The organism is Burkholderia metallica (genome assembly GCF_001718555.1).
GTDB classification, from domain to species: domain Bacteria; phylum Pseudomonadota; class Gammaproteobacteria; order Burkholderiales; family Burkholderiaceae; genus Burkholderia; species Burkholderia metallica.
Genome location: NZ_CP013401.1, coordinates 1,081,825 through 1,101,811 on the forward strand (window position 1 = coordinate 1,081,825; position 19,987 = coordinate 1,101,811).

Here is a 19,987-nt window from a genome sequence, read left to right on the forward strand (position 1 = left end):
GGGCCCGTTGCCCGGAATCTGGAATTCCGCGTGGCGGGCATCGTCCCGCGCGCGTAACTTGGCTCTTGTCGTGTCAGGCTTTGCATTCAACAAACTGGTCATCTTCGGCGTCGGCCTGATCGGCGGATCGCTGGCCCGCGCGCTGCGCGAGCGCGCGCCGGGCGGCGCGGGCGAGATCGTCGGCGTGGGCCGTTCGCGTGCGTCGGTCGAGCGGGCGCTCGCGCTCGGCGTGATCGACCGCGCAGCGGCGCTCGACGACGATGCGCAATTGCGCGACGCGCTGGCCGGCGCCGATCTCGTGCTGCTGGCAGCGCCCGTCGCGCAGACGGGCCCGTTGCTCGCGCGCATTGCGCCGTGGCTCGAAGCGGCAACGATCGTCACCGACGCGGGCAGTACCAAGTCCGACGTCGTCGCGGCCGCGCGCGAAGCGCTCGGCGCGCGCATCGCGCAGTTCGTGCCGGGGCATCCGATCGCAGGCCGCGAGTCGAGCGGTGTCGAAGCGGCGTTGCCGGATCTGTACGTCGGCCGCAACGTCGTGCTGTGCCCGTTGCCGGAGAACGCGCCCGAAGCCGTCGCGCGGATCGACGCGATGTGGCGCGCGACCGGCGCCGACGTGCGCACGATGAGCACCGAACAACACGATCGCGTGTTCGCGTCGATCAGCCATCTGCCGCACGTGCTGTCGTTTGCGCTCGTCGAGCAGATTCTCGGCGAAACCGACGCGGAGCTGAAATTCTCGTACGCGGCGGGCGGCTTCCGCGATTTCACGCGCATCGCGGCGTCGAGCCCGGAGATGTGGCGCGACGTGTGCGTGGCGAACCGCGCGGCGCTGCTCGACGAACTCGACGGCTACACACGCGTGCTCGCGCGGCTGCGCGCGGCGATCGACGCCGGCGACGGCGCGGCGCTCGAAGCCGTGTTCACGCGCTCGCGCGCCGCCCGCAAGGCATGGCAGGAGCGCGGCGGCACGCCCGCTGCCGAACCGGTCAAGAAATAACAGGACGATTCCCATGGACTATCTCGATCTCGGCCCGTACTCCAGCGCATCGGGCACCGTGCGCCTGCCCGGCTCGAAGAGCATTTCGAACCGCGTGCTGCTGCTTGCGGCGCTGGCCGAAGGCGAAACGACGATCACCAACCTGCTCGACTCCGACGACACGCGCGTGATGCTCGACGCACTCGGCAAGCTCGGCGTGAAACTCGCGCGCGACGGCGATACCTGCGTCGTGACGGGCACGCGCGGCGCATTCGCCGCGAAGACGGCCGACCTGTTCCTCGGCAACGCGGGCACGGCCGTGCGGCCGCTGACCGCCGCGCTCGCGGTGAACGGCGGCGACTACCGCGTGCACGGCGTGCCGCGCATGCACGAGCGACCGATCGGCGATCTGGTCGACGGCCTGCGGCAGATCGGCGCGCAGATCGACTACGAGCTGAACGAAGGCTACCCGCCGCTGCGGATCAAGCCCGCGAACATTTCCGTCGACGCGCCGATCCGCGTGCGCGGCGACGTGTCGAGCCAGTTCCTCACGGCGCTCCTGATGACGCTGCCGCTCGTGAAGGCGAAGGACGGCAAGGCCGTGGTCGAGGTCGACGGCGAGCTGATTTCGAAGCCGTACATCGACATCACGATCCGCCTGATGGAGCGCTTCGGCGTGACCGTCGAGCGCGACGGCTGGCAGCGCTTCGTCGTGCCGGCCGGCGTGCGCTACCGCTCGCCGGGGCGGATCATGGTCGAGGGCGACGCGTCGTCCGCATCGTACTTCCTCGCGGCCGGCGCGCTCGGCGGCGGGCCGTTGCGCGTCGAAGGCGTGGGGCGGGCGAGCATCCAGGGCGACGTCGGTTTCGCGAACGCGCTGATGCAGATGGGCGCGAACGTGACGATGGGCGACGACTGGATCGACGTGCGCGGCATCGGCCACGACCACGGCAAGCTCGAGCCGATCGACATGGACTTCAACCTGATCCCCGATGCGGCGATGACCATCGCGGTCGCGGCGCTGTTCGCGAACGGTACGAGCACGCTGCGCAACATCGCGAGCTGGCGCGTGAAGGAAACCGACCGCATCGCCGCGATGGCAACCGAACTGCGCAAGGTCGGCGCGATCGTCGAGGAAGGCCCCGACTATCTCGTCGTCACGCCGCCGGAAAAACTGACGCCGAACGCGGCAATCGACACCTACGACGATCACCGGATGGCGATGTGCTTCTCGCTCGTCAGCCTCGGCGGCGTGCCCGTGCGGATCAACGATCCGAAGTGCGTCGGCAAGACGTTCCCCGACTATTTCGACCGCTTCGCCGCGCTCGCCAAAGCCTGACCCGACCGACCTGATGAAATCGACCCGACCCTTTCACCCGACTCCCGTCATCACGATCGACGGCCCGACTGCTTCCGGCAAGGGAACCGTCGCCGCGCTGGTCGCCGCGCATCTCGGCTTCCACTTGCTCGACAGCGGCGCGCTGTACCGGCTCGCCGCGCTCGCGAGCGTGCGCTACGGCGTCGCGGCCGAGGACATCGACGCGCTGGTGAAGCTGATCGACGATCTGCACATCACGTTCCGTGAAGGCTGCGCGCAGCTCGACGGCGTCGACGTGTCGAACGACATCCGTGCCGAAGCGGTCGGCAACCGCGCGTCGGCGATCGCCGTGCACGGGCCCGTGCGCACCGCGCTCGTCGCGCGCCAGCGCGCGTTCCGCAAGACGCCGGGCCTCGTGGCCGACGGGCGCGACATGGGCACCGTGATCTTCCCGGACGCCGTGCTGAAGGTGTTCCTGACGGCCAGCGCCGAGGCACGCGCGGCGAGGCGGCATAAGCAATTGATGCAAAAAGGTTTTTCTGCTAATATAGATGACTTGCTCCGGGATCTTCGTGAGCGTGACGCGCGCGACAGCAATCGCGCGGCCGCGCCGCTTAAGCCTGCGGCAGATGCCAAGCTGCTCGATACGTCGGCACTTTCGGTCGATGAAGCAGTCGACCAGGTGCTGCAGTGGTACCGGGCGCTCGGCCAGCCCGCCTGAGAAGGCGGGTCGCGGTAGGTGCTCCGCGCGGAAGTGCGAAGCGTGTTTCGAACCCTTAACCCCGTGTGGTCTTCGATCTGGCCCTTTCAGCCTGCCATTCCGGCCGGCGTGGCACAGCGAGCCATGCACAATCAGATTTTTATGTCCGACCTGCAAACCTCCAACCCGAATACTGAATCTTTCGCGGCTCTGTTCGAAGAGTCGCTGACCCGCCAAGACATGCGCGCCGGCGAAGTGATTTCCGCCGAAGTCGTGCGCGTCGACCACAACTTCGTGGTCGTCAATGCAGGCCTGAAGTCCGAGGCTTACATTCCGATCGAGGAATTCCTGAACGATCAGGGTGAGGTTGAGGTGCAGTCGGGCGATTTCGTGTCCGTCGCGATCGACGCACTCGAAAACGGCTACGGCGACACGATCCTGTCGCGCGACAAGGCGAAGCGCCTTGCATCGTGGCTGTCGCTGGAAAAGGCTCTCGACAACAACGAACTCGTCACCGGCACGATCACCGGCAAGGTGAAGGGCGGCATGACCGTGATGGTCAACGGCATCCGCGCGTTCCTGCCGGGTTCGCTGGTCGATACGCGTCCGGTCAAGGACACGACCCCGTACGAAGGCAAGACGCTCGAGTTCCGCGTGATCAAGCTTGATCGCAAGCGTAACAACGTCGTGCTGTCGCGTCGTGCCGTGATCGAGGCAACCCAGGGCGAAGAGCGCGCGAAGCTGCTCGAGACGCTGAAGGAAGGCGCGATCGTCAACGGCGTGGTCAAGAACATCACCGACTACGGCGCGTTCGTCGACCTCGGCGGCATCGACGGCCTGCTGCACATCACCGACATCGCATGGCGTCGTGTGCGTCACCCGAGCGAAGTCCTGTCGGTTGGCCAGGAAGTCACCGCGAAGATCCTCAAGTTCGACCAAGAGAAGAACCGCGTGTCGCTGGGCATCAAGCAACTGGGCGACGATCCGTGGGAAGGCATCTCGCGCCGTTACCCGTCGGGCACGCGTCTGTTCGGCAAGGTCACGAACATCACCGACTACGGCGCATTCGTCGAAGTGGAATCGGGCATCGAAGGCCTCGTCCACGTGTCGGAAATGGACTGGACCAACAAGAACGTCGCACCGTCGAAGGTTGTCCAGCTGGGCGACGAAGTCGAAGTCATGGTTCTCGAGATCGACGAAGACCGTCGTCGTATCAGCCTCGGCATGAAGCAGTGCAAGCCGAATCCGTGGGACGACTTCAGCCGCAACTTCAAGAAGGGCGACAAGATCACGGGCGCAATCAAGTCGATCACCGACTTCGGCGTGTTCATCGGTCTGCCGGGCGGCATCGACGGCCTGGTCCACCTGTCGGACCTGTCGTGGAGCGAAGCGGGCGAAGAAGCGGTTCGCAAGTACAAGAAGGGCGACGAAGTCGAAGCCATCGTCCTCGGTATCGACGTCGAGAAGGAACGCATTTCGCTCGGCATCAAGCAGCTCGAAGGCGACCCGTTCAGCAACTACGTTGCCATGAACGACAAGGGCTCGATCGTTGACGGCGTCGTGAAGACGGTCGATGCGAAGGGTGCGGTCGTGACGCTGACGGGCGACATCGAAGGCTACCTGCGCGCATCGGAAATCTCGCAGGATCGCGTCGAAGACGCACGCAACGTGCTGAAGGAAGGCGACAAGGTCAACGCGATGGTGATCAACATCGATCGCAAGTCGCGCGGCATCAACCTGTCGATCAAGGCGAAGGATTCGGCTGAACAACAGGAAGCGATTCGCGGCCTGCAGTCGGACTCGAGCGCTGCGGCGACCGGTACGACCAACCTCGGCGCGCTGCTGAAGGCGAAGCTCGACGGCCAGAACCAGTAAGCCTCACGAGGTCTGCTGAAGTATGACCAAATCCGAGTTGGTCGCGCAGCTGGCATCGCGATTTCCGCAACTTGTCCTCAAGGATGCGGATTTCGCGGTGAAAACGATGCTCGATGCGATGTCCGACGCCCTGGCGAAAGGGCATCGCATCGAAATTCGGGGTTTCGGCAGCTTTGGCCTCAACCGTCGCCCGGCGCGCGTCGGACGCAACCCGAAGTCGGGGGAGAAAGTGCAGGTGCCCGAGAAGTTCGTGCCGCACTTCAAGCCCGGCAAGGAGTTGCGCGAACGCGTCGACGGCCGCGCCGGTGAACCGCTGAAGGCTGACGATCCGGACGACGAGCGTTGAGCGTCATCCGGTTTGCCCGGAACCCATCCGGCGAAAGCTGAAAAGAAAAGCGCCCCTTGCGGGCGCTTTTTTCATTTCCGGCGATCGCGGCGCCACGGCGGCGCACATCGTGCGCAGCCGTGGAAACGCATCCTTTACAATACGGGTCGATTCGGTGCGACGAAGGGGAGTCGCGCGCCGCGGCAAACCTCAACAAAGAGAGGGCTTCATGAAGTTTATCGTCTGGCTGATCCGGGTATTGGTGTTCGTCCTGCTGCTGGTGCTTGCGCTGGCCAATACGCAAACCGCGACGCTGAATTTCGTTGCCGGCTATTCATGGCAAGCGCCGCTGATCCTGATCGGCCTGGCGTTCTTCGCCGTCGGGTTGCTGGCCGGCCTGCTGTCCGCGCTGCCATCGATCTTCCGTCTGCGCCTCGAGAACGGGCGCCTGAAGCGCGATCTGCGCGCGGCGCGCGAAACGCCGGCCGTCATCGACCAGCCGCCGATGCCGCCCGTCATTTAACACGGACGCCGCGCGATCATCGCGCGGTTTTCGTCTCTGCTTCGATATTTCGCATGGATCTGGATTTCTGGTGGTTGCTCGCGATTCCGGTCGCGTTCGCGCTCGGTTGGGCGGCGTCACGTTATGACCTGAAGAATCTCCTGTCGGAGAGCGCCAACCTGCCGCGCTCGTATTTTCGCGGCCTGAATTTTCTGTTGAACGAACAACCCGACAAGGCGATCGACGCGTTCATCGAGGTCGCCAAGCTCGATCCCGAGACGGTCGAGCTGCATTTCGCGCTCGGAAACCTGTTTCGCCGCCGCGGCGAAACCGACCGCGCGATCCGCGTGCACCAGAACCTGCTGAGCCGCACGGACCTGCCGGTCAACGAGCGCGATCACGCGCTCTACGAGCTTGGCCAGGATTTCCTGAAGGCCGGCCTGCTCGATCGTGCCGAAGAGGCGTTTCACAAGCTCGCCGACGGCGATTACGCGCTCGGCGCGCAGCGGGCGCTGCTGACGATCTACGAGATCGAGAAGGACTGGAACAAGTCGATCGATACGGCCAAGCGCATCGAGTCGATGAGCGACAAGCCGCTCGGTGTCGAAATTGCGCAGTTCCACTGCGAACTCGCGCAGGACGCGCTGCAGCGCAAGGACGCGGCGGCGGCAGCCGAACAGTTGCGCCTCGCGCTCACCGTGAACCCGCAGAACGTACGCGCGACGGTCCTGTCCGGCGACGCCGCGCAAGCGGCGGGCGACCACGCGGCCGCGATCGAGCACTGGAAGCGCGTCGAAGCGCAGAATCCGGCGTATCTGCCGCTCGTCGCCGACAAGCTGATGAAGGCGTACGTCGCGCTCGGCAAGAACGCCGAAGGCGCCGATCTGCTGATGGGCTATATCGACCGCTATCCGTCGAACGACCTGCTCGATATCGCGTACCAGCACATCGCCGGGTTGCGGGGCCAGGAAGCCGCACATACGCTCGCGCGCACGCAGATGGAGAAGTCGCCGAACCTGTCGGGGATGCTGCATCTGCTCGACGCGCAGATCGCGGCGGCCGACGAGCCTCGCCGTAAGGAACTTGAAATGATGCGTGCGCTGATCAAGCAGCGCACGAAGAATCTGCCACGGTATACGTGCCAGAATTGCGGTTTCCGGGCACGGCTCTTCTACTGGCAGTGCCCAGGGTGCAGCGGCTGGGAAACCTATGCGCCGCGCCGCGTCGAACCTGCGATGCCGGGCTGATCCCGGCCGCGGAGCCGACGCGCTGCGGTTGCCGCCGGGCTCGCCCCGGCGGCCAAGTTAGTCAATTACCGGGAAGTACCGGAACATCTATGAAAATCACCATCATCGGCACCGGCTATGTCGGTCTCGTCACGGGCGCCTGCCTCGCGGAGATCGGTCACGACGTCTTCTGTCTCGACGTCGATCCGCGCAAGATCGACATCCTGAACAACGGCGGGATGCCGATTCACGAACCTGGGCTGCTGGACATCATCGCGCGCAACCGCGCGGCCGGACGCCTGCGTTTCTCGACCGACATCGAGGCGAGTGTCGCGCACGGCGAGATCCAGTTCATCGCCGTCGGCACGCCGCCCGACGAGGATGGTTCGGCCGACCTGCAGTACGTGCTCGAAGCCGCGCGCAACATCGGCCGCCACATGACGGGCTTCAAGGTGATCGTCGACAAGTCGACGGTGCCGGTCGGCACCGCGCAGCGCGTGCGCGGCGTGGTCGACGAGGCGCTTGCCGCCCGCGGTCTGGCAGGCAGCGTCGCGCATCGCTTCTCGGTCGTGTCGAACCCGGAGTTCCTGAAGGAGGGCGCCGCGGTCGAAGATTTCATGCGCCCTGACCGGATCATCATCGGCGTCGACGACGACGAGACGGGCACGATCGCGCGCGAGAAAATGAAGAAGCTGTACGCGCCGTTCAACCGCAACCATGAGCGCACGATATACATGGACGTGCGCTCGGCCGAATTCGCGAAATACGCGGCGAACGCGATGCTTGCAACGCGCATCTCGTTCATGAACGAGATGTCGAATCTCGCCGACAAGGTCGGCGCGGACATCGAGGCCGTGCGCCGCGGGATCGGCTCCGATCCGCGCATCGGCTATCACTTCCTGTACGCCGGCGTCGGCTACGGCGGCTCGTGCTTCCCGAAGGACGTTCAGGCGCTGATTCGTACCGCCGGCGAGAACGGCCAGCCGTTGCGCATCCTGGAAGCGGTGGAGGCGGCCAACCATGCGCAGAAGGACGTGCTGATCGGCAAGATCGAGCAACGCTTCGGCACCGACCTGACCGGCCGCGAATTCGCGGTCTGGGGCCTGGCGTTCAAGCCGAACACCGACGACATGCGCGAGGCGCCGAGCCGCCGCCTGATCGCCGCGCTGCTCGAACGCGGCGCGACCGTCCGTGCGTACGATCCGGTCGCGGTCGACGAGGCACGGCGCGTGTTTGCGCTCGATTTCGGCGCCGATTCGGACGCGCTGGCTCGGCTGCATCTCGTCGACACGCAGGACGCCGCCGTCACGGGCGCGGATGCGCTCGTGATCGTGACCGAGTGGAAGGAATTCAGGAGCCCGGACTTCACGCGCCTGAAGGCCGAACTGAAGGCGCCGGTGATCTTCGACGGGCGCAACCTGTACGAACCGGACGCGATGGCCGAGCTGGGCATCGACTACTACGCGATCGGCCGGCCGTATGTCGATCCCCAGTCGTTCTCACGTGGTTGACCGTACGATGAATACTCTTCGCGAAGTCGTTCCGGTGCCGCGCGAGCAGCTCGCGCGCTCGCGTGTGCTCGTCGTCGGCGACGTGATGCTCGACCGTTACTGGTTCGGCAACGTCGATCGCATTTCGCCCGAAGCGCCCGTGCCGGTCGTGCACGTGCAGCGCCAGGAAGAGCGGCTCGGCGGCGCGGCTAACGTCGCGCGCAACGCCGTGACGCTCGGTGGCCAGGCCGGGTTGCTGTGCGTCGTCGGTTGCGACGAACCCGGCGAGCGGATCGTCGAATTGCTCGGCAGCAGCGGCGTGACGCCGCATCTCGAGCGCGACCCGGCGCTGCCGACCACGATCAAGCTGCGCGTGCTCGCGCGCCAGCAGCAACTGCTGCGCGTCGACTTCGAGGCGATGCCGACGCACGAGGTGCTGCTCGCCGGGCTCGCGCGCTTCGATGCCCTGCTGCCGCAGCACGACGTCGTGCTGATGTCGGATTACGCGAAAGGCGGCCTGACGCACGTCACGACGATGATCGAGAAGGCGCGGGCGGCCGGCAAGGCCGTTCTGGTCGACCCGAAGGGCGACGACTGGGCACGCTATCGCGGCGCGTCGCTGATCACGCCGAATCGCGCGGAATTGCGCGAAGTGGTCGGGCAGTGGAAATCGGAAGACGACCTGCGCGCGCGCGTCGCGAAGCTGCGCGCGGAGCTCGACATCGACGCGCTGTTGCTCACGCGCTCGGAAGAAGGGATGACGCTTTTTTCCGCCGCCGGCGAACTGCACGCACCGGCGCTCGCGCGCGAGGTGTTCGACGTTTCGGGCGCGGGCGATACCGTGATCGCGACGGTTGCGACGATGCTCGGCGCAGGCGTGCCGCTCGTCGACGCGGTCGTGCTCGCGAATCGCGCGGCAGGCATCGTGGTCGGCAAGCTCGGCACGGCCACCGTGGACTACGACGAACTGTTTCACTGAGCGCAGGCGGCGGCGCGACGAGCGCGCCGCACGCATGGCTCGCACTTTTCAGGCAGGACGATCATGACCCTCATCGTCACCGGCGCAGCCGGTTTTATCGGCGCGAACATCGTCAAGGCGCTCAACGAGCGCGGCGAGACGCGCATCATCGCGGTCGACAATCTGACGCGCGCGGACAAGTTCAAGAATCTCGTCGACTGCGAGATCGACGACTATCTGGACAAGACGGAATTCGTCGAACGTTTCGCCCGCGGCGATTTCGGCAAGGTACGCGCGATCTTCCACGAAGGCGCCTGTTCGGACACGATGGAAACCGACGGCCGCTACATGATGGACAACAACTTCCGCTACAGCCGTGCGGTGCTCGACGCGTGTCTCGCGCAGGGCACGCAGTTCCTGTACGCATCGTCGGCCGCGACCTACGGCGGTTCGACGCGTTTCGTCGAGGAGCGCGACGCCGAGGCGCCGCTGAACGTCTACGGCTATTCGAAGTTCCTGTTCGACCAGGTGATCCGGCGCGTGCTGCCGAGCGCGAAGAGCCAGATCGCCGGCTTCCGCTATTTCAACGTGTACGGCCCGCGCGAGACGCACAAGGGGCGTATGGCGTCGGTCGCGTTTCACAACTTCAACCAGTTCCGCGCGGAAGGCAAGGTGAAGCTGTTCGGCGAGTACAACGGCTATGCGCCGGGCGAGCAGACGCGCGACTTCGTGTCGGTCGAGGACGTGACGAAGGTGAACCTGTACTTCTTCGATCATCCGGAGCAGTCGGGCATCTTCAACCTGGGCACCGGCCGTGCGCAGCCGTTCAACGACATCGCATCGACGGTCGTGAATACGCTGCGCGCGCTCGACAACTTGCCGCCGCTCACGCTCGCGCAGCAAGTCGAGCAGGGGCTGATCGAATACGTGCCGTTCCCCGATGCGCTGCGCGGCAAGTACCAGTGCTTCACGCAGGCCGACCAAACGAAGCTGCGCGCGGCCGGTTACGACGCGCCGTTCCTGACCGTGCAGGAAGGTGTCGACCGCTACGTTCGTTGGCTATCCGGCCAGGTTTAAACCGAAGCGTTGCATCGATAGACTGGGTCTCACGGTCGGCAGCCGCCGGCCGTTTTTCTTCGGAGATCCAGCACATGATCAGGAAATGGTTGGCCGCAGCGGCAATGCTCGGCACGATCGCGTCGGCCTGGGCGGCCGTCGACGTCAACACCGCGAACGAGGATGCGCTCGTCGGCATCAAGGGCATCGGCCCCGCACGCGCGAAGGCGATTCTCGACGAGCGCGGCGCACACGGTCCGTTCAGGAATGCGGAAGATCTCGCGGCACGCGTGAAAGGCATGGGCGGCCATACCGTCGAGCGGCTTCAGCAGGAGGGTCTGACGGTCGGGGCGGCCGGCGCCGGTGGCGCGCAGCCGGCCGCGGCGAAGCCGGCTGCCGGCAAGCCCGCGGCCGCACCGGCCCGCACTGCGCAGAAGTAACGCGGCGCGCGCGGCCGACAACGAGCTCCTTCAGCCGCCGTCGCTACGACGGCTTCCCGCGGCATGCCGCGGGTTTTTTGCGTGGGCACCGCGTATGCGGCGCCACGCGTTGCACGCCAGCCGTATTCCATCGTCGCAATGGGGTTGCCGGCGCGGCGGGCGGCGCTGGTTTACAATCGACCGATTGATCGGCGCCTCGCACTCACGGTATATCCATGGCTTACAAAACTATCGAAGACACGATCGGCAATACGCCGCTCGTCCAACTGGTCCGCTTGCCGGACGACGAGATCCGCGCGCGCAACAACGTGTTGCTCGCGAAGCTCGAAGGCAACAATCCGGCCGGTTCGGTGAAGGATCGTCCTGCGCTGTCGATGATCAGCAAGGCCGAGGCGCGCGGGCGCATCAAGCCGGGCGATACGCTGATCGAGGCGACGAGCGGCAACACGGGTATCGCGCTCGCGATGGCGGCGGCGATCCGCGGCTACAAGATGGTGCTGATCATGCCGGAGGACCTGTCGGTCGAGCGTCGCCAGAGCATGGCCGCGTACGGCGCCGAAATCATCCTGACGCCGGTGAAGGGCGGGATGGAACTGGCACGCGATCTCGCGGAGCAGATGCAGCGCGAAGGCAAGGGCGTGATCCTCGACCAGTTCGGCAATCCCGACAATCCGATCGCGCACTACGAAGCGACGGGCCCGGAAATCTGGCGCGATACCGAAGGGCGCGTCACGCACTTCGTGTCGGCAATGGGCACGACGGGCACGATCATGGGCGTATCGCGGTATCTGAAGGAACAGAATGCCGCGATCGAGATCGTCGGTGCGCAGCCGGAAGACGGTTCGCGTATTCCGGGCATCCGCAAGTGGCCGGAAGCCTACCTGCCGACGATCTTCGATCGCAGCCGTGTCGACCGCGTCGAGAGCGTGAGTCAGGCCGCGTCGGAAACGATGGCGCGCCGGCTCGCGGCCGTCGAAGGCATCTTCGCGGGCATTTCGTCGGGCGGCGCGTGCGAAGTCGCGATGCGCATCGCGCGTCAGGTCGAGAATGCGACGATCGTGTTCATCGTCTGCGATCGCGGCGACCGCTACCTGTCGACGGGCGTGTTTCCTGCGTGAACGTGAGCAGGCGCGCGCCGTGCGCGTGCGATAAGAAAAGCGCCGCATGTGCGGCGCTTTTTGTTTGGGCGGGCGACGCTTACTGCGACTGCGTGTCGGTGGCGCTCGGCTGAAGTGCGCCGCTCGCTTCCATCTGCGCCTTCACGGCCTCGCCGAGCTGGTACACGGTGAGCGCGTAGAAGAAGCTGCGGTTGTAGCGCGTCAGCACATAGAAATTCTTCAGGCCGATCATGTATTCGGTCGCGCGCCCCGGCGACGGCAGATCGACCACGGTCACCGGCGTACCGGCTTCGGCCGTGATGTTGACCGTCGGCTCGTTCAGCGTCATGCCCGCGCGCAGCAGTTGCGACAACGCCCAGTGCGGTTCGGGCTGGCCGTCGGCGGCGGCCTGTGCGATCCCGAGGCTGCCCGTATCGGGCGTGATCTGCCAGACCACCGGACGGTCGGTTTCCCAGCCGTGCTGCTTCAGGTAGTTCGCAACGCTCCCGATCGCATCGACAGGGCTGCTGCGCAGGTCGACGTGGCCCGTGCCGTCGAAGTCGACCGCATACTCGCGGATGCTGCTCGGCAGGAACTGCGGGATGCCGATCGCGCCCGTATACGAGCCGAGCACGGTGGTCGGGTCGAGCTGGTTGTCGCGGGTCCAGACCAGGAAATCCTCGAGGTTCTTGCGGAACGTCGCCTGGCGGCTGTCGCGATTCGGCGTGTCCGGATAGTCGAACGACAGCGTCGTCAGCGCATCGAGCACACGGAAATTGCCCATGTAGCGGCCGTAGATCGTCTCCACGCCGATGATGCCGACGATCACCTCGGGCGGTACGCCGAACTGCTCGGAGGCACGCTGCAGCGTCGCCTGGTTCGCCTTCCAGAATTTCACGCCCGCGTTGATGCGGATCGGTTCGATGAAGCGCGAGCGATAGACTCGCCAGTTCTTGACCGTCGGCGACGCGGCCGGCTTCACGAGCTTGACGGCCGTCGCCGAGTAGCTGACGCGCGAGAACAGCGCATGCAGGCTCGTGGCGTCGAAGCCGTTGCGGTTCACCATCTCGTCGATGAACGCGTCGACCTTCGCGTTGCTCGCGTAACGCTGCGGAACGATTTCCTCTTCGAAGGTCTGGCCTTGCGGCGTGGGCTGCTGCGGCTGGCCCTGTGCGACGAGCGTGCCCGCGGGCTTCGCGGAGGGCGTCTGCGCGCCGGCGGGCGCGGCGCCCAGCGCCGCGATCACGGCGGCCGCAACGAGCGGGACACGAACACGGAACAGCGCGGAGAGAAGAGCGGCAGGCTTGCTGGAATTCATGTCGAAGCGGGCGGACAAGGCGATTGGGTTCGGCGCAGTATACCCGACGCATCCGGCGTGCCGGGGTGGGGTGGGCCCCCGTTGTGGTAAGTTAGCGGCGAATTCGCGGCAGACGATGGACATCATTGATGGAGACCTGCGGCGCTCCGTGCGCCGCAGATGACAGCTTATGGCAACCGCTTTCTACACGCACCCCGACTGCATGCTGCACGAGATGGGGGAATGGCATCCGGAATGCCCGGCCCGCCTGTCGGCGATCCAGGATCAACTGATCGCGAGCCGCATCGACGACCTGATCGTTCATGAAACCGCGCCGTTCGCGAGCGAAGTGGCGCTGGGCCGCGTGCATACGCAGGCGCACATCGACTACATCCGGAGCATGACGCCGGTCGACGGCTACGTCGAAATCGATCCCGACACGCTGATGAACCGCAATACGTGGCGCGCGGCGCTGCGCGCGGCCGGCGCCGCGATCGCCGCGACCGATGCGGTGATCGAAGGTCGCTATGCGAATGCGTTCTGCGGCGTGCGGCCGCCCGGCCACCATGCGGAGCCCGCGCGCGCGATGGGTTTCTGCTTCTTCAACAACGTCGCGATCGCCGCGCGGCACGCGCTCGACGTACATGGTCTCGAGCGCGTGGCGATCATCGATTTCGACGTCCATCACGGCAACGGCACCGAGGCCGCATTCGCGAACGACGCGCGCGTGCTGATGTGCAGCTTCTTCCAGCATCCGCTGTACCCGTTCTCCGGCGTCGATCACCAGGCGCCGAACATGGTCAACCTGCCGATACCCGCGCGCAGCAACGGGATGGCGATCCGCGAGGCCGTCGACATGTTCTGGCTGCCGCGTCTCGATGCGTTCAAGCCGCAGATGCTGTTCGTGTCGGCCGGTTTCGATGCGCATCGCGAGGACGACATCGGCAACCTCGGTCTCGTCGAAGCCGACTTCGAATGGCTGACCGCGCAGATCGTCGACGTGGCGCGCCGGCACGCGCAGGGCCGCATCGTGAGCTGCCTCGAAGGCGGCTACAACCTGTCCGCGCTCGGGCGCAGCGTCGTCGCGCATCTGCGCGTGCTGGCCGGCATCTGACGATCGGTTGGCCGCGCCGAGCGGCCGTGCCGGATGAGCTCAGCGCACCGGTGCGCGCGCGTGAATCCATGCGATCAGCGCGTCGATCACGCGGTCGCGTTCGAGATCGTTCATCGTTTCGTGAAAACCGCCTTCGTACAGCGTCAGCGTACGATCGGGCGAACCGACGCGCGCGCCGAACGCCCGGCTGCCGTCCGGTTCGGTCAGCTTGTCCTCGGTGCCGTGATAGACGAGCACCGGAACGCGCAACCCGCCGCGGCCGCTTTCGATGCGCGTCATCGCGTCGAGAATCTCCGCACCGGTGCGCGCAGGCACCGCGGCGTGATGCACGAGCGGATCGGCGCGGTTGGCTGCGACGACGGCAGGATCGCGCGACAGCAGCGCGGCATCGATCCTGATTGCGGGGAAGGTCGGCCATACGCGGCTGATGACGCGGCTCACCGCGAGCATCCAGCGCGGCACGTCACGCCCGGGCGCCAGCGCCGGGCTCGACAGCACGAGGCCCGTCAGCGCGTGGCCGCGTGCCGGCGCGCGTTCGATCGCGTACAGCGCCGCGACCGCGCCCCCCATGCTGTGCCCCATCAGGAACAGCGGCGCATCGCCGCGTGCGGCTTCGGCGACCAGCGCATCCGCATCGTCCAGGTAGCCGTCGAAGCGCTCGACCCACGCCCGCTTGCCGGGTGACTGGCCGTGCCCCCGCAGATCGATCGCGAGCACGTCGATGCCGGCCGCATTCAGCCGTGCTGCGAGCGCGGCATAGCGGCCCGCGTGTTCGGCGAGGCCGTGCACGAGCGCGATCGTCGCGCGCGGCGGCACGGTGCCGTCGCCGGCCGGCCAGCGGTACGACGCCAGTTCGAGCCCGTCCGCGGTACGCAGCCGGCCCATTTTCGGCGTGGGCGGCGACGGGGGCGCGGCGCCGGCGGCGGCGGTCGCGGCGGCCGGCGTGGTGGTGGCGGTCATCTGACGTGTCCCCTGTTCGTTGGTCGGTGTTCCGGATCATAGTCGCGGCCTTCCTGCGGCGGGTCAGCGGCATCCCTCTAATTTCGTGTGGTTATGAAAAGATCGAAATCGATTATTAAGGGGAATGAGGGGTTTGCGGTAAAATCGCCGGCTATTCCAGATGCATCGGCGGCCGACTGGCGGGCCAACTCGCCGGCCGGCCGCCGTTTTGTTTACATGATCGAATTACGCAATCTTTCGCAGCGATTTCCCGGGTCGGGTGGCTGGGTCGACGCGCTGCGCAACATCAACCTGACGATCCCGCAGGGCGAGGTGTTCGGCATCATCGGCCGAAGCGGCGCCGGCAAGAGCACGCTCGTGCGCACCATCAACCTGCTCACGCGGCCGACCGAAGGCAATGTCGTCGTCGGCGGGCGCGATCTCACGCTGCTGCCGGCTGGCGCGCTGCGCGAGGCGCGCCGCGAGATCGGCATGATCTTCCAGCACTTCAACCTGCTGTCGTCGCGCACGGTGTTCGACAACGTCGCGCTGCCGCTCGAGCTGGCCGGCGCGAGCCGTGCCGACATCGAGGCCGCCGTGCTGCCGCTGCTCGACCTCGTCGGGCTGTCCGCGCAGAAGGATCGCTATCCGTCGCAGATCAGCGGCGGGCAGAAGCAGCGCGTGGGCATCGCACGCGCGCTCGCGAGCCAGCCGAAGGTACTGCTGTCGGACGAAGCGACGTCCGCGCTCGATCCCGAGACCACGCGTTCGATCCTCGACCTGCTGAAGCGCATCAACCGCGAACTCGGCCTGACGATCGTGCTGATCACGCACCAGATGGAAGTGATCAAGCAGGTGTGCGATCGCGTCGCGGTGCTCGATGCCGGGCGCGTGGTCGAGGAAGGCCGCGTGATCGACGTGTTCCTGCAGCCGCATCACGAAGTGACGCGTGCGCTGATCGGCGACGTGATCGCGCAGGAGCTGCCGCCCGCGCTGAAGGCGCGCGTGGCCGAGCGGCTGAAGACGGGCAGCGGGCATCTGCTGCGCCTGGCGTTTACGGGCTCGGGCGTCGACCAGCCGATCCTGTCGGAGACGATCCGCCGGTACGAACTCGATTTCAACATCCTGCATGGCCAGATCGACGAGATCCAGGGCCAGGCATTCGGTTCGCTCGCGGTGCTCGCGGGCGGCGAGCCGGGCAAGGTCGGGCAGGCGCTCGCGTTCCTGCGCGAGCAAGGTGTGGTGGTAGAGGAGCTTTCGTATGTTGAGTGAGATGTTCGATATGTTCGTGCAGTCGTTCTGGGAGACGCTGATCATGGTCGGCATCTCCGGGGCGGTCGGCGCGCTCGTCGGCCTGCCGCTCGGCGTGCTGCTCTACCTGACCGATCGCCAGGGCGTGCTGGAGAATCTCGCGGTGAACCGCGTGCTCGGCGGCATCGTGAACGCCGTCCGTTCGACGCCGTTCATCATCCTGCTGGTCGCGGTGATCCCGTTCACGCGTCTCGTCACCGGTTCGTCGATCGGCACGGCCGCGGCGGTCGTGCCGCTGACGCTCGCGGCCGCGCCGTTCATCGCGCGTCTCGTCGAGACGGCGCTGCGCGAAGTCGACCGCGGGCTGATCGAGGCCGCGCAATCGATGGGCGCGACCACGTCGCAGATCGTCTTCAAGGTACTGTTGCCCGAATCGCTGCCGGGCGTCGTCGCGGGCCTGACGATCACGTTCGTGTCGCTGGTCGGCTATTCGGCAATGGCGGGCGCGATCGGCGGCGGCGGCCTCGGCGATCTCGGGATCCGCTACGGTTACCAGCGCTATCTGCCGGAAGTGATGTGGACGGTCGTCGCGATCCTGATCGTGTTCGTGCAGATCGTCCAGTCGTTCGGCGACTGGCTCGTGCGCCGGCTGAGCCACAAGTAAAACAAAACCGATCGATCCGTCAGGGGACATACGATGCAACGACGTTTCATGCTGAAATTCGCGGCGGCACTGGGCGCGGCCGCGCTGTTCGCGGGCGCGCACGCGCAGGCCGAAACCATCAAGGTGGGGGTGACGGGCGGGCCGCACGCGCAGATCATGGAAGCGGTGAAGAAGGTCGCGGCGAAGAGCGGCCTCGACATCCGCATCGTCGAATTCTCCGACTACGTGCAGCCGAACGCCGCGCTCGCGTCGGGCGACCTCGACGCGAACAGCTACCAGCACGATCCGTATCTGCAGGCGCAGGTGAAGGATCGCGGCTACAAGCTGATCAAGGTCGCGGATACCGTCACGTTCCCGATGGGCATCTATTCGAAGCGCGTGAAATCGCTGGCCGAACTGAAGCCGGGCGCGCGCATTGCGGTCCCGAACGATCCGACCAACGGCGGCCGTGCGCTGCTGTTGCTGCAAAAACAGGGCCTGTTGAAGCTGCGCGCGGACGTAGGGCTGAAGGCCACGCCGCTCGATATCGTCGACAATCCGCGCAAGCTGAAGATCGTCGAACTCGATGCGGCACAGATTCCGCGCTCGCTCGGCGACGTCGACGCAGCCGCGATCAATACCAACTACGCGATGGAAGCGGGGTTGAAGCCGAAACAGGACGCGATCGCGATCGAGGGCCCGAATGGCCCGTACGCGAACATCCTCGCGATCCGCGACGCGGACCGGAACAAGCCGTGGGTCGCGAAACTGGTCGCGGCCTATCATTCGGCCGATGTGAAGCAGTTCATCGAAGGCAAGTTCGGCGGCGCGGTTATTGCCGCCTGGTAACAGGCGAGGCACGGGGCGCCCGGCGGGATTAGAGTTGATGATCGAAAACCCGGGCTTTGCGTCCGGGTTTCTTCTCTTTTAAAATAGAACGACCGTTCGCTATCATTGGCGCGTCGCCAAGAAGCGGTATCCTCGACAGCCACGAAGGTTGGGTCCGCTTGGCCGCGCAGTCATGAGGCCTCGCTATAGAATGGCCTCTGGTCGTATTCGTAACTTTGGAGCGTGTGCATGAAAATCCTGGTGCCAGTGAAAAGAGTGGTCGATTACAACGTGAAGGTCCGCGTGAAGTCGGACAACACGGGTGTCGACATCGCGAACGTGAAGATGTCGATGAACCCGTTCGACGAGATCGCGGTGGAAGAAGCCGTGCGCCTGAAGGAAGCGGGTGTGGCGACAGAGGTGATCGCCGTGTCGGTGGGTGTGGCACAAGCGCAGGAAACGCTGCGTACGGCACTGGCGATCGGCGCGGATCGCGCGATCCTCGTCGAGTCGACCGACAGCGTCGAGCCGCTGGCCGTCGCGAAGATCCTGAAGGCGCTGGTCGACAAGGAACAGCCGCAACTGGTGATCCTCGGCAAGCAGGCGATCGACGACGATTCGAACCAGACCGGCCAGATGCTGGCCGCGCTCGCAGGCCTGCCGCAAGCGACGTTCGCGTCGAAGGTGACGGTGGCCGACGGCAAGGCAACGGTTGCACGCGAAGTCGACGGCGGCGCGGAAACGCTGTCGCTGACGCTGCCGGCCGTGGTCACGACCGACCTGCGTCTGAACGAGCCGCGCTACGTGACGCTGCCGAATATCATGAAGGCGAAGAAGAAGCCGCTCGAAACCGTCAAGCCGGAAGACCTGGGCGTGGACGTCGCGCCGCGCCTGAAGACGCTGAAGGTGGTCGAGCCGCCGAAGCGCGCGGCCGGCGTGAAGGTGCCGGACGTGAAGACGCTGGTCGAGAAGCTGAAGACCGAAGCCAAGGTGCTGTAAGAGGGAGCGCAAAGAAATGACGATTCTGGTGATTGCAGAACACGACAACGCGTCGATCAAGGCCGCGACGCTGAACACGGTGGCGGCGGCGCAGAAGATCGGCGGCGACATCCAAGTGCTGGTCGCGGGCCACAACGCGCAAGCGGCTGCGGATGCAGCAGCGAAGATCGCAGGTGTGTCGAAGGTGCTGCTGGCGGATGCGCCGCAACTCGAAGCAGGCCTCGCGGAAAACGTCGAAGCGACCGCGCTGAACATCGCGAAGGATTACTCGCACATCCTCGCGCCGGCGACGGCCTACGGCAAGAACATCGCGCCGCGTATCGCCGCGAAGCTGGACGTTGCGCAGATCTCGGACATCACGGCGGTTGACAGTGCCGACACGTTCGAGCGTCCGATCTACGCGGGCAACGCGATCGCGACGGTGCAGTCGAGCGACCCGATCAAGGTCATCACGGTGCGTGCAACGGGCTTCGATCCGGTGGCATCGGAAGGCGGCAGCGCAGCGGTCGAGAAGATCGAAGCGGCGGCAGATGCAGGCAAGTCGCAGTTCGTGAGCCGCGAAGTGACGAAGCTGGACCGTCCGGAACTCACGAGCGCGAGCATCATCGTGTCGGGCGGCCGCGGCCTGGGCAGCGGCGAGAACTACACGAAGGTGCTCGAGCCGCTGGCGGACAAGCTGTCGGCAGCGCTCGGCGCATCGCGCGCGGCAGTCGACGCCGGCTACGTGCCGAACGACTACCAGGTCGGCCAGACCGGCAAGATCGTCGCACCGCAGCTGTACATCGCGGTCGGCATCTCGGGTGCGATCCAGCATCTGGCCGGCATGAAGGATTCGAAGGTGATCGTCGCGATCAACAAGGATCCGGAAGCGCCGATCTTCAGCGTGGCCGACTATGGCCTCGTCGGCGATCTGTTCACGCTGGTACCGGAGCTCGTGAGCGAGCTCGGCTAAA

20 protein-coding genes are annotated in these 19,987 nt (G+C 65.8%); 18 read left to right on the forward strand and 2 right to left on the reverse strand.

The window, feature by feature from the left end; genetic code table 11:
- The first annotated feature begins 70 nt into the window (after positions 1-70).
- The 12 genes from WJ16_RS04875 (at position 71) to cysM (ending at position 11,984) form a co-directional block, all read left to right on the forward strand.
- Positions 71-997 (forward strand): prephenate dehydrogenase, encoded by a 927-nt coding sequence (locus tag WJ16_RS04875; protein WP_069256085.1) that lies wholly within the window; start codon positions 71-73, stop codon positions 995-997.
- A 13-nt stretch (positions 998-1,010) separates the two neighbouring features.
- The gene (gene aroA, locus WJ16_RS04880; protein ID WP_069256086.1) at positions 1,011-2,315 is read left to right on the forward strand and encodes a 3-phosphoshikimate 1-carboxyvinyltransferase; all 1,305 of its coding nucleotides are present in this window, start codon (positions 1,011-1,013) and stop codon (positions 2,313-2,315) included.
- 13 nt (positions 2,316-2,328) lie between these two features.
- Positions 2,329-3,015: a (d)CMP kinase gene (cmk, locus tag WJ16_RS04885; protein WP_069256087.1), complete on the forward strand. Its 687-nt coding sequence runs from the start codon at positions 2,329-2,331 to the stop codon at positions 3,013-3,015.
- Positions 3,016-3,156: 141 nt separating this feature from the next.
- A complete protein-coding gene (gene rpsA, locus WJ16_RS04890; protein WP_069257957.1) occupies positions 3,157-4,869 on the forward strand; it encodes a 30S ribosomal protein S1 in 1,713 nt (570 codons plus the stop codon).
- A gap of 22 nt (positions 4,870-4,891) precedes the next feature.
- Complete coding sequence (locus tag WJ16_RS04895) at positions 4,892-5,215, forward strand: integration host factor subunit beta (protein ID WP_006486894.1); 324 nt, start codon at positions 4,892-4,894, stop codon at positions 5,213-5,215.
- Between the two features lie 208 nt (positions 5,216-5,423).
- Positions 5,424-5,717 carry a lipopolysaccharide assembly protein LapA domain-containing protein gene (locus WJ16_RS04900; RefSeq protein WP_021157458.1) on the forward strand — a complete coding sequence of 98 codons (294 nt, stop codon included), beginning with the start codon at positions 5,424-5,426 and terminating at the stop codon, positions 5,715-5,717.
- 53 nt (positions 5,718-5,770) lie between these two features.
- On the forward strand, positions 5,771-6,943 hold the full coding sequence (lapB, locus tag WJ16_RS04905; protein ID WP_069256088.1) for a lipopolysaccharide assembly protein LapB: 1,173 nt from the start codon (positions 5,771-5,773) through the stop codon (positions 6,941-6,943).
- Between the two features lie 89 nt (positions 6,944-7,032).
- A complete protein-coding gene (locus WJ16_RS04910; RefSeq protein WP_069256089.1) occupies positions 7,033-8,433 on the forward strand; it encodes a UDP-glucose dehydrogenase family protein in 1,401 nt (466 codons plus the stop codon).
- A 7-nt stretch (positions 8,434-8,440) separates the two neighbouring features.
- Entirely contained in the window at positions 8,441-9,391 is a 951-nt protein-coding gene (rfaE1, locus tag WJ16_RS04915; RefSeq protein WP_076605875.1) for a D-glycero-beta-D-manno-heptose-7-phosphate kinase, read from the forward strand.
- Between the two features lie 63 nt (positions 9,392-9,454).
- Entirely contained in the window at positions 9,455-10,447 is a 993-nt protein-coding gene (gene rfaD, locus WJ16_RS04920) for an ADP-glyceromanno-heptose 6-epimerase (protein WP_069256091.1), read from the forward strand.
- A gap of 74 nt (positions 10,448-10,521) precedes the next feature.
- Complete coding sequence (locus WJ16_RS04925; RefSeq protein ID WP_069256092.1) at positions 10,522-10,866, forward strand: ComEA family DNA-binding protein; 345 nt, start codon at positions 10,522-10,524, stop codon at positions 10,864-10,866.
- 215 nt (positions 10,867-11,081) lie between these two features.
- Positions 11,082-11,984, forward strand: a complete 903-nt coding sequence (gene cysM, locus WJ16_RS04930; RefSeq protein WP_069256093.1) for a cysteine synthase CysM — start codon at positions 11,082-11,084, stop codon at positions 11,982-11,984.
- 79 nt (positions 11,985-12,063) lie between these two features.
- On the opposite strand, the gene mltB is transcribed toward cysM, so the two are convergent.
- Positions 12,064-13,407 (reverse strand): lytic murein transglycosylase B, encoded by a 1,344-nt coding sequence (mltB, locus tag WJ16_RS04935; protein ID WP_076605876.1) that lies wholly within the window; start codon positions 13,405-13,407, stop codon positions 12,064-12,066.
- Positions 13,408-13,450: 43 nt separating this feature from the next.
- Between mltB and WJ16_RS04940 the strand changes: the two genes are divergently transcribed.
- On the forward strand, positions 13,451-14,374 hold the full coding sequence (locus WJ16_RS04940; protein ID WP_069256095.1) for a histone deacetylase family protein: 924 nt from the start codon (positions 13,451-13,453) through the stop codon (positions 14,372-14,374).
- A gap of 39 nt (positions 14,375-14,413) precedes the next feature.
- Here WJ16_RS04940 and WJ16_RS04945 read toward each other — a convergent pair whose 3' ends face one another.
- Positions 14,414-15,334, reverse strand: a complete 921-nt coding sequence (locus tag WJ16_RS04945) for an alpha/beta hydrolase (RefSeq protein ID WP_069256096.1) — start codon at positions 15,332-15,334, stop codon at positions 14,414-14,416.
- Positions 15,335-15,550: 216 nt separating this feature from the next.
- Here WJ16_RS04945 and WJ16_RS04950 point away from each other — a divergent pair, with 216 nt between their 5' ends.
- The 5 genes from WJ16_RS04950 to WJ16_RS04970 all read left to right on the forward strand — a co-directional run bounded on the left by WJ16_RS04950 (position 15,551) and on the right by WJ16_RS04970 (position 19,986).
- Entirely contained in the window at positions 15,551-16,585 is a 1,035-nt protein-coding gene (locus WJ16_RS04950; RefSeq protein WP_069256097.1) for a methionine ABC transporter ATP-binding protein, read from the forward strand.
- The gene (locus tag WJ16_RS04955) at positions 16,575-17,228 is read left to right on the forward strand and encodes a methionine ABC transporter permease (protein ID WP_069257958.1); all 654 of its coding nucleotides are present in this window, start codon (positions 16,575-16,577) and stop codon (positions 17,226-17,228) included. The genes WJ16_RS04950 and WJ16_RS04955 overlap by 11 nt, the downstream gene beginning before the upstream one ends.
- Before the next feature lie 33 nt (positions 17,229-17,261).
- Complete coding sequence (locus WJ16_RS04960) at positions 17,262-18,056, forward strand: MetQ/NlpA family ABC transporter substrate-binding protein (protein ID WP_069256098.1); 795 nt, start codon at positions 17,262-17,264, stop codon at positions 18,054-18,056.
- A 228-nt stretch (positions 18,057-18,284) separates the two neighbouring features.
- Positions 18,285-19,034: an electron transfer flavoprotein subunit beta/FixA family protein gene (locus tag WJ16_RS04965; RefSeq protein WP_069256099.1), complete on the forward strand. Its 750-nt coding sequence runs from the start codon at positions 18,285-18,287 to the stop codon at positions 19,032-19,034.
- A 16-nt stretch (positions 19,035-19,050) separates the two neighbouring features.
- A complete protein-coding gene (locus tag WJ16_RS04970) occupies positions 19,051-19,986 on the forward strand; it encodes an electron transfer flavoprotein subunit alpha/FixB family protein (RefSeq protein ID WP_069256100.1) in 936 nt (311 codons plus the stop codon).
- The last annotated feature ends 1 nt before the right edge of the window (position 19,987 follow it).

Coding starts and splice junctions, on each gene's coding strand:
- WJ16_RS04940 (WP_069256095.1), top strand. CDS start 13,451: ATGGCAACCGCTTTCTACACGCACCCCGACTGCATGCTGCACGAGATG.
- WJ16_RS04900 (WP_021157458.1), top strand. CDS start 5,424: ATGAAGTTTATCGTCTGGCTGATCCGGGTATTGGTGTTCGTCCTGCTG.
- rfaD (WP_069256091.1), top strand. CDS start 9,455: ATGACCCTCATCGTCACCGGCGCAGCCGGTTTTATCGGCGCGAACATC.
- WJ16_RS04910 (WP_069256089.1), top strand. CDS start 7,033: ATGAAAATCACCATCATCGGCACCGGCTATGTCGGTCTCGTCACGGGC.
- rpsA (WP_069257957.1), top strand. CDS start 3,157: ATGTCCGACCTGCAAACCTCCAACCCGAATACTGAATCTTTCGCGGCT.
- aroA (WP_069256086.1), top strand. CDS start 1,011: ATGGACTATCTCGATCTCGGCCCGTACTCCAGCGCATCGGGCACCGTG.
- cmk (WP_069256087.1), top strand. CDS start 2,329: ATGAAATCGACCCGACCCTTTCACCCGACTCCCGTCATCACGATCGAC.
- WJ16_RS04970 (WP_069256100.1), top strand. CDS start 19,051: ATGACGATTCTGGTGATTGCAGAACACGACAACGCGTCGATCAAGGCC.
- WJ16_RS04895 (WP_006486894.1), top strand. CDS start 4,892: ATGACCAAATCCGAGTTGGTCGCGCAGCTGGCATCGCGATTTCCGCAA.
- WJ16_RS04950 (WP_069256097.1), top strand. CDS start 15,551: ATGATCGAATTACGCAATCTTTCGCAGCGATTTCCCGGGTCGGGTGGC.
- cysM (WP_069256093.1), top strand. CDS start 11,082: ATGGCTTACAAAACTATCGAAGACACGATCGGCAATACGCCGCTCGTC.
- WJ16_RS04965 (WP_069256099.1), top strand. CDS start 18,285: ATGAAAATCCTGGTGCCAGTGAAAAGAGTGGTCGATTACAACGTGAAG.
- lapB (WP_069256088.1), top strand. CDS start 5,771: ATGGATCTGGATTTCTGGTGGTTGCTCGCGATTCCGGTCGCGTTCGCG.
- rfaE1 (WP_076605875.1), top strand. CDS start 8,441: ATGAATACTCTTCGCGAAGTCGTTCCGGTGCCGCGCGAGCAGCTCGCG.
- WJ16_RS04925 (WP_069256092.1), top strand. CDS start 10,522: ATGATCAGGAAATGGTTGGCCGCAGCGGCAATGCTCGGCACGATCGCG.
- WJ16_RS04960 (WP_069256098.1), top strand. CDS start 17,262: ATGCAACGACGTTTCATGCTGAAATTCGCGGCGGCACTGGGCGCGGCC.
- mltB (WP_076605876.1), bottom strand. CDS start 13,407: ATGATGTCCATCGTCTGCCGCGAATTCGCCGCTAACTTACCACAACGG.
- WJ16_RS04955 (WP_069257958.1), top strand. CDS start 16,575: ATGTTGAGTGAGATGTTCGATATGTTCGTGCAGTCGTTCTGGGAGACG.
- WJ16_RS04945 (WP_069256096.1), bottom strand. CDS start 15,334: ATGACCGCCACCACCACGCCGGCCGCCGCGACCGCCGCCGCCGGCGCC.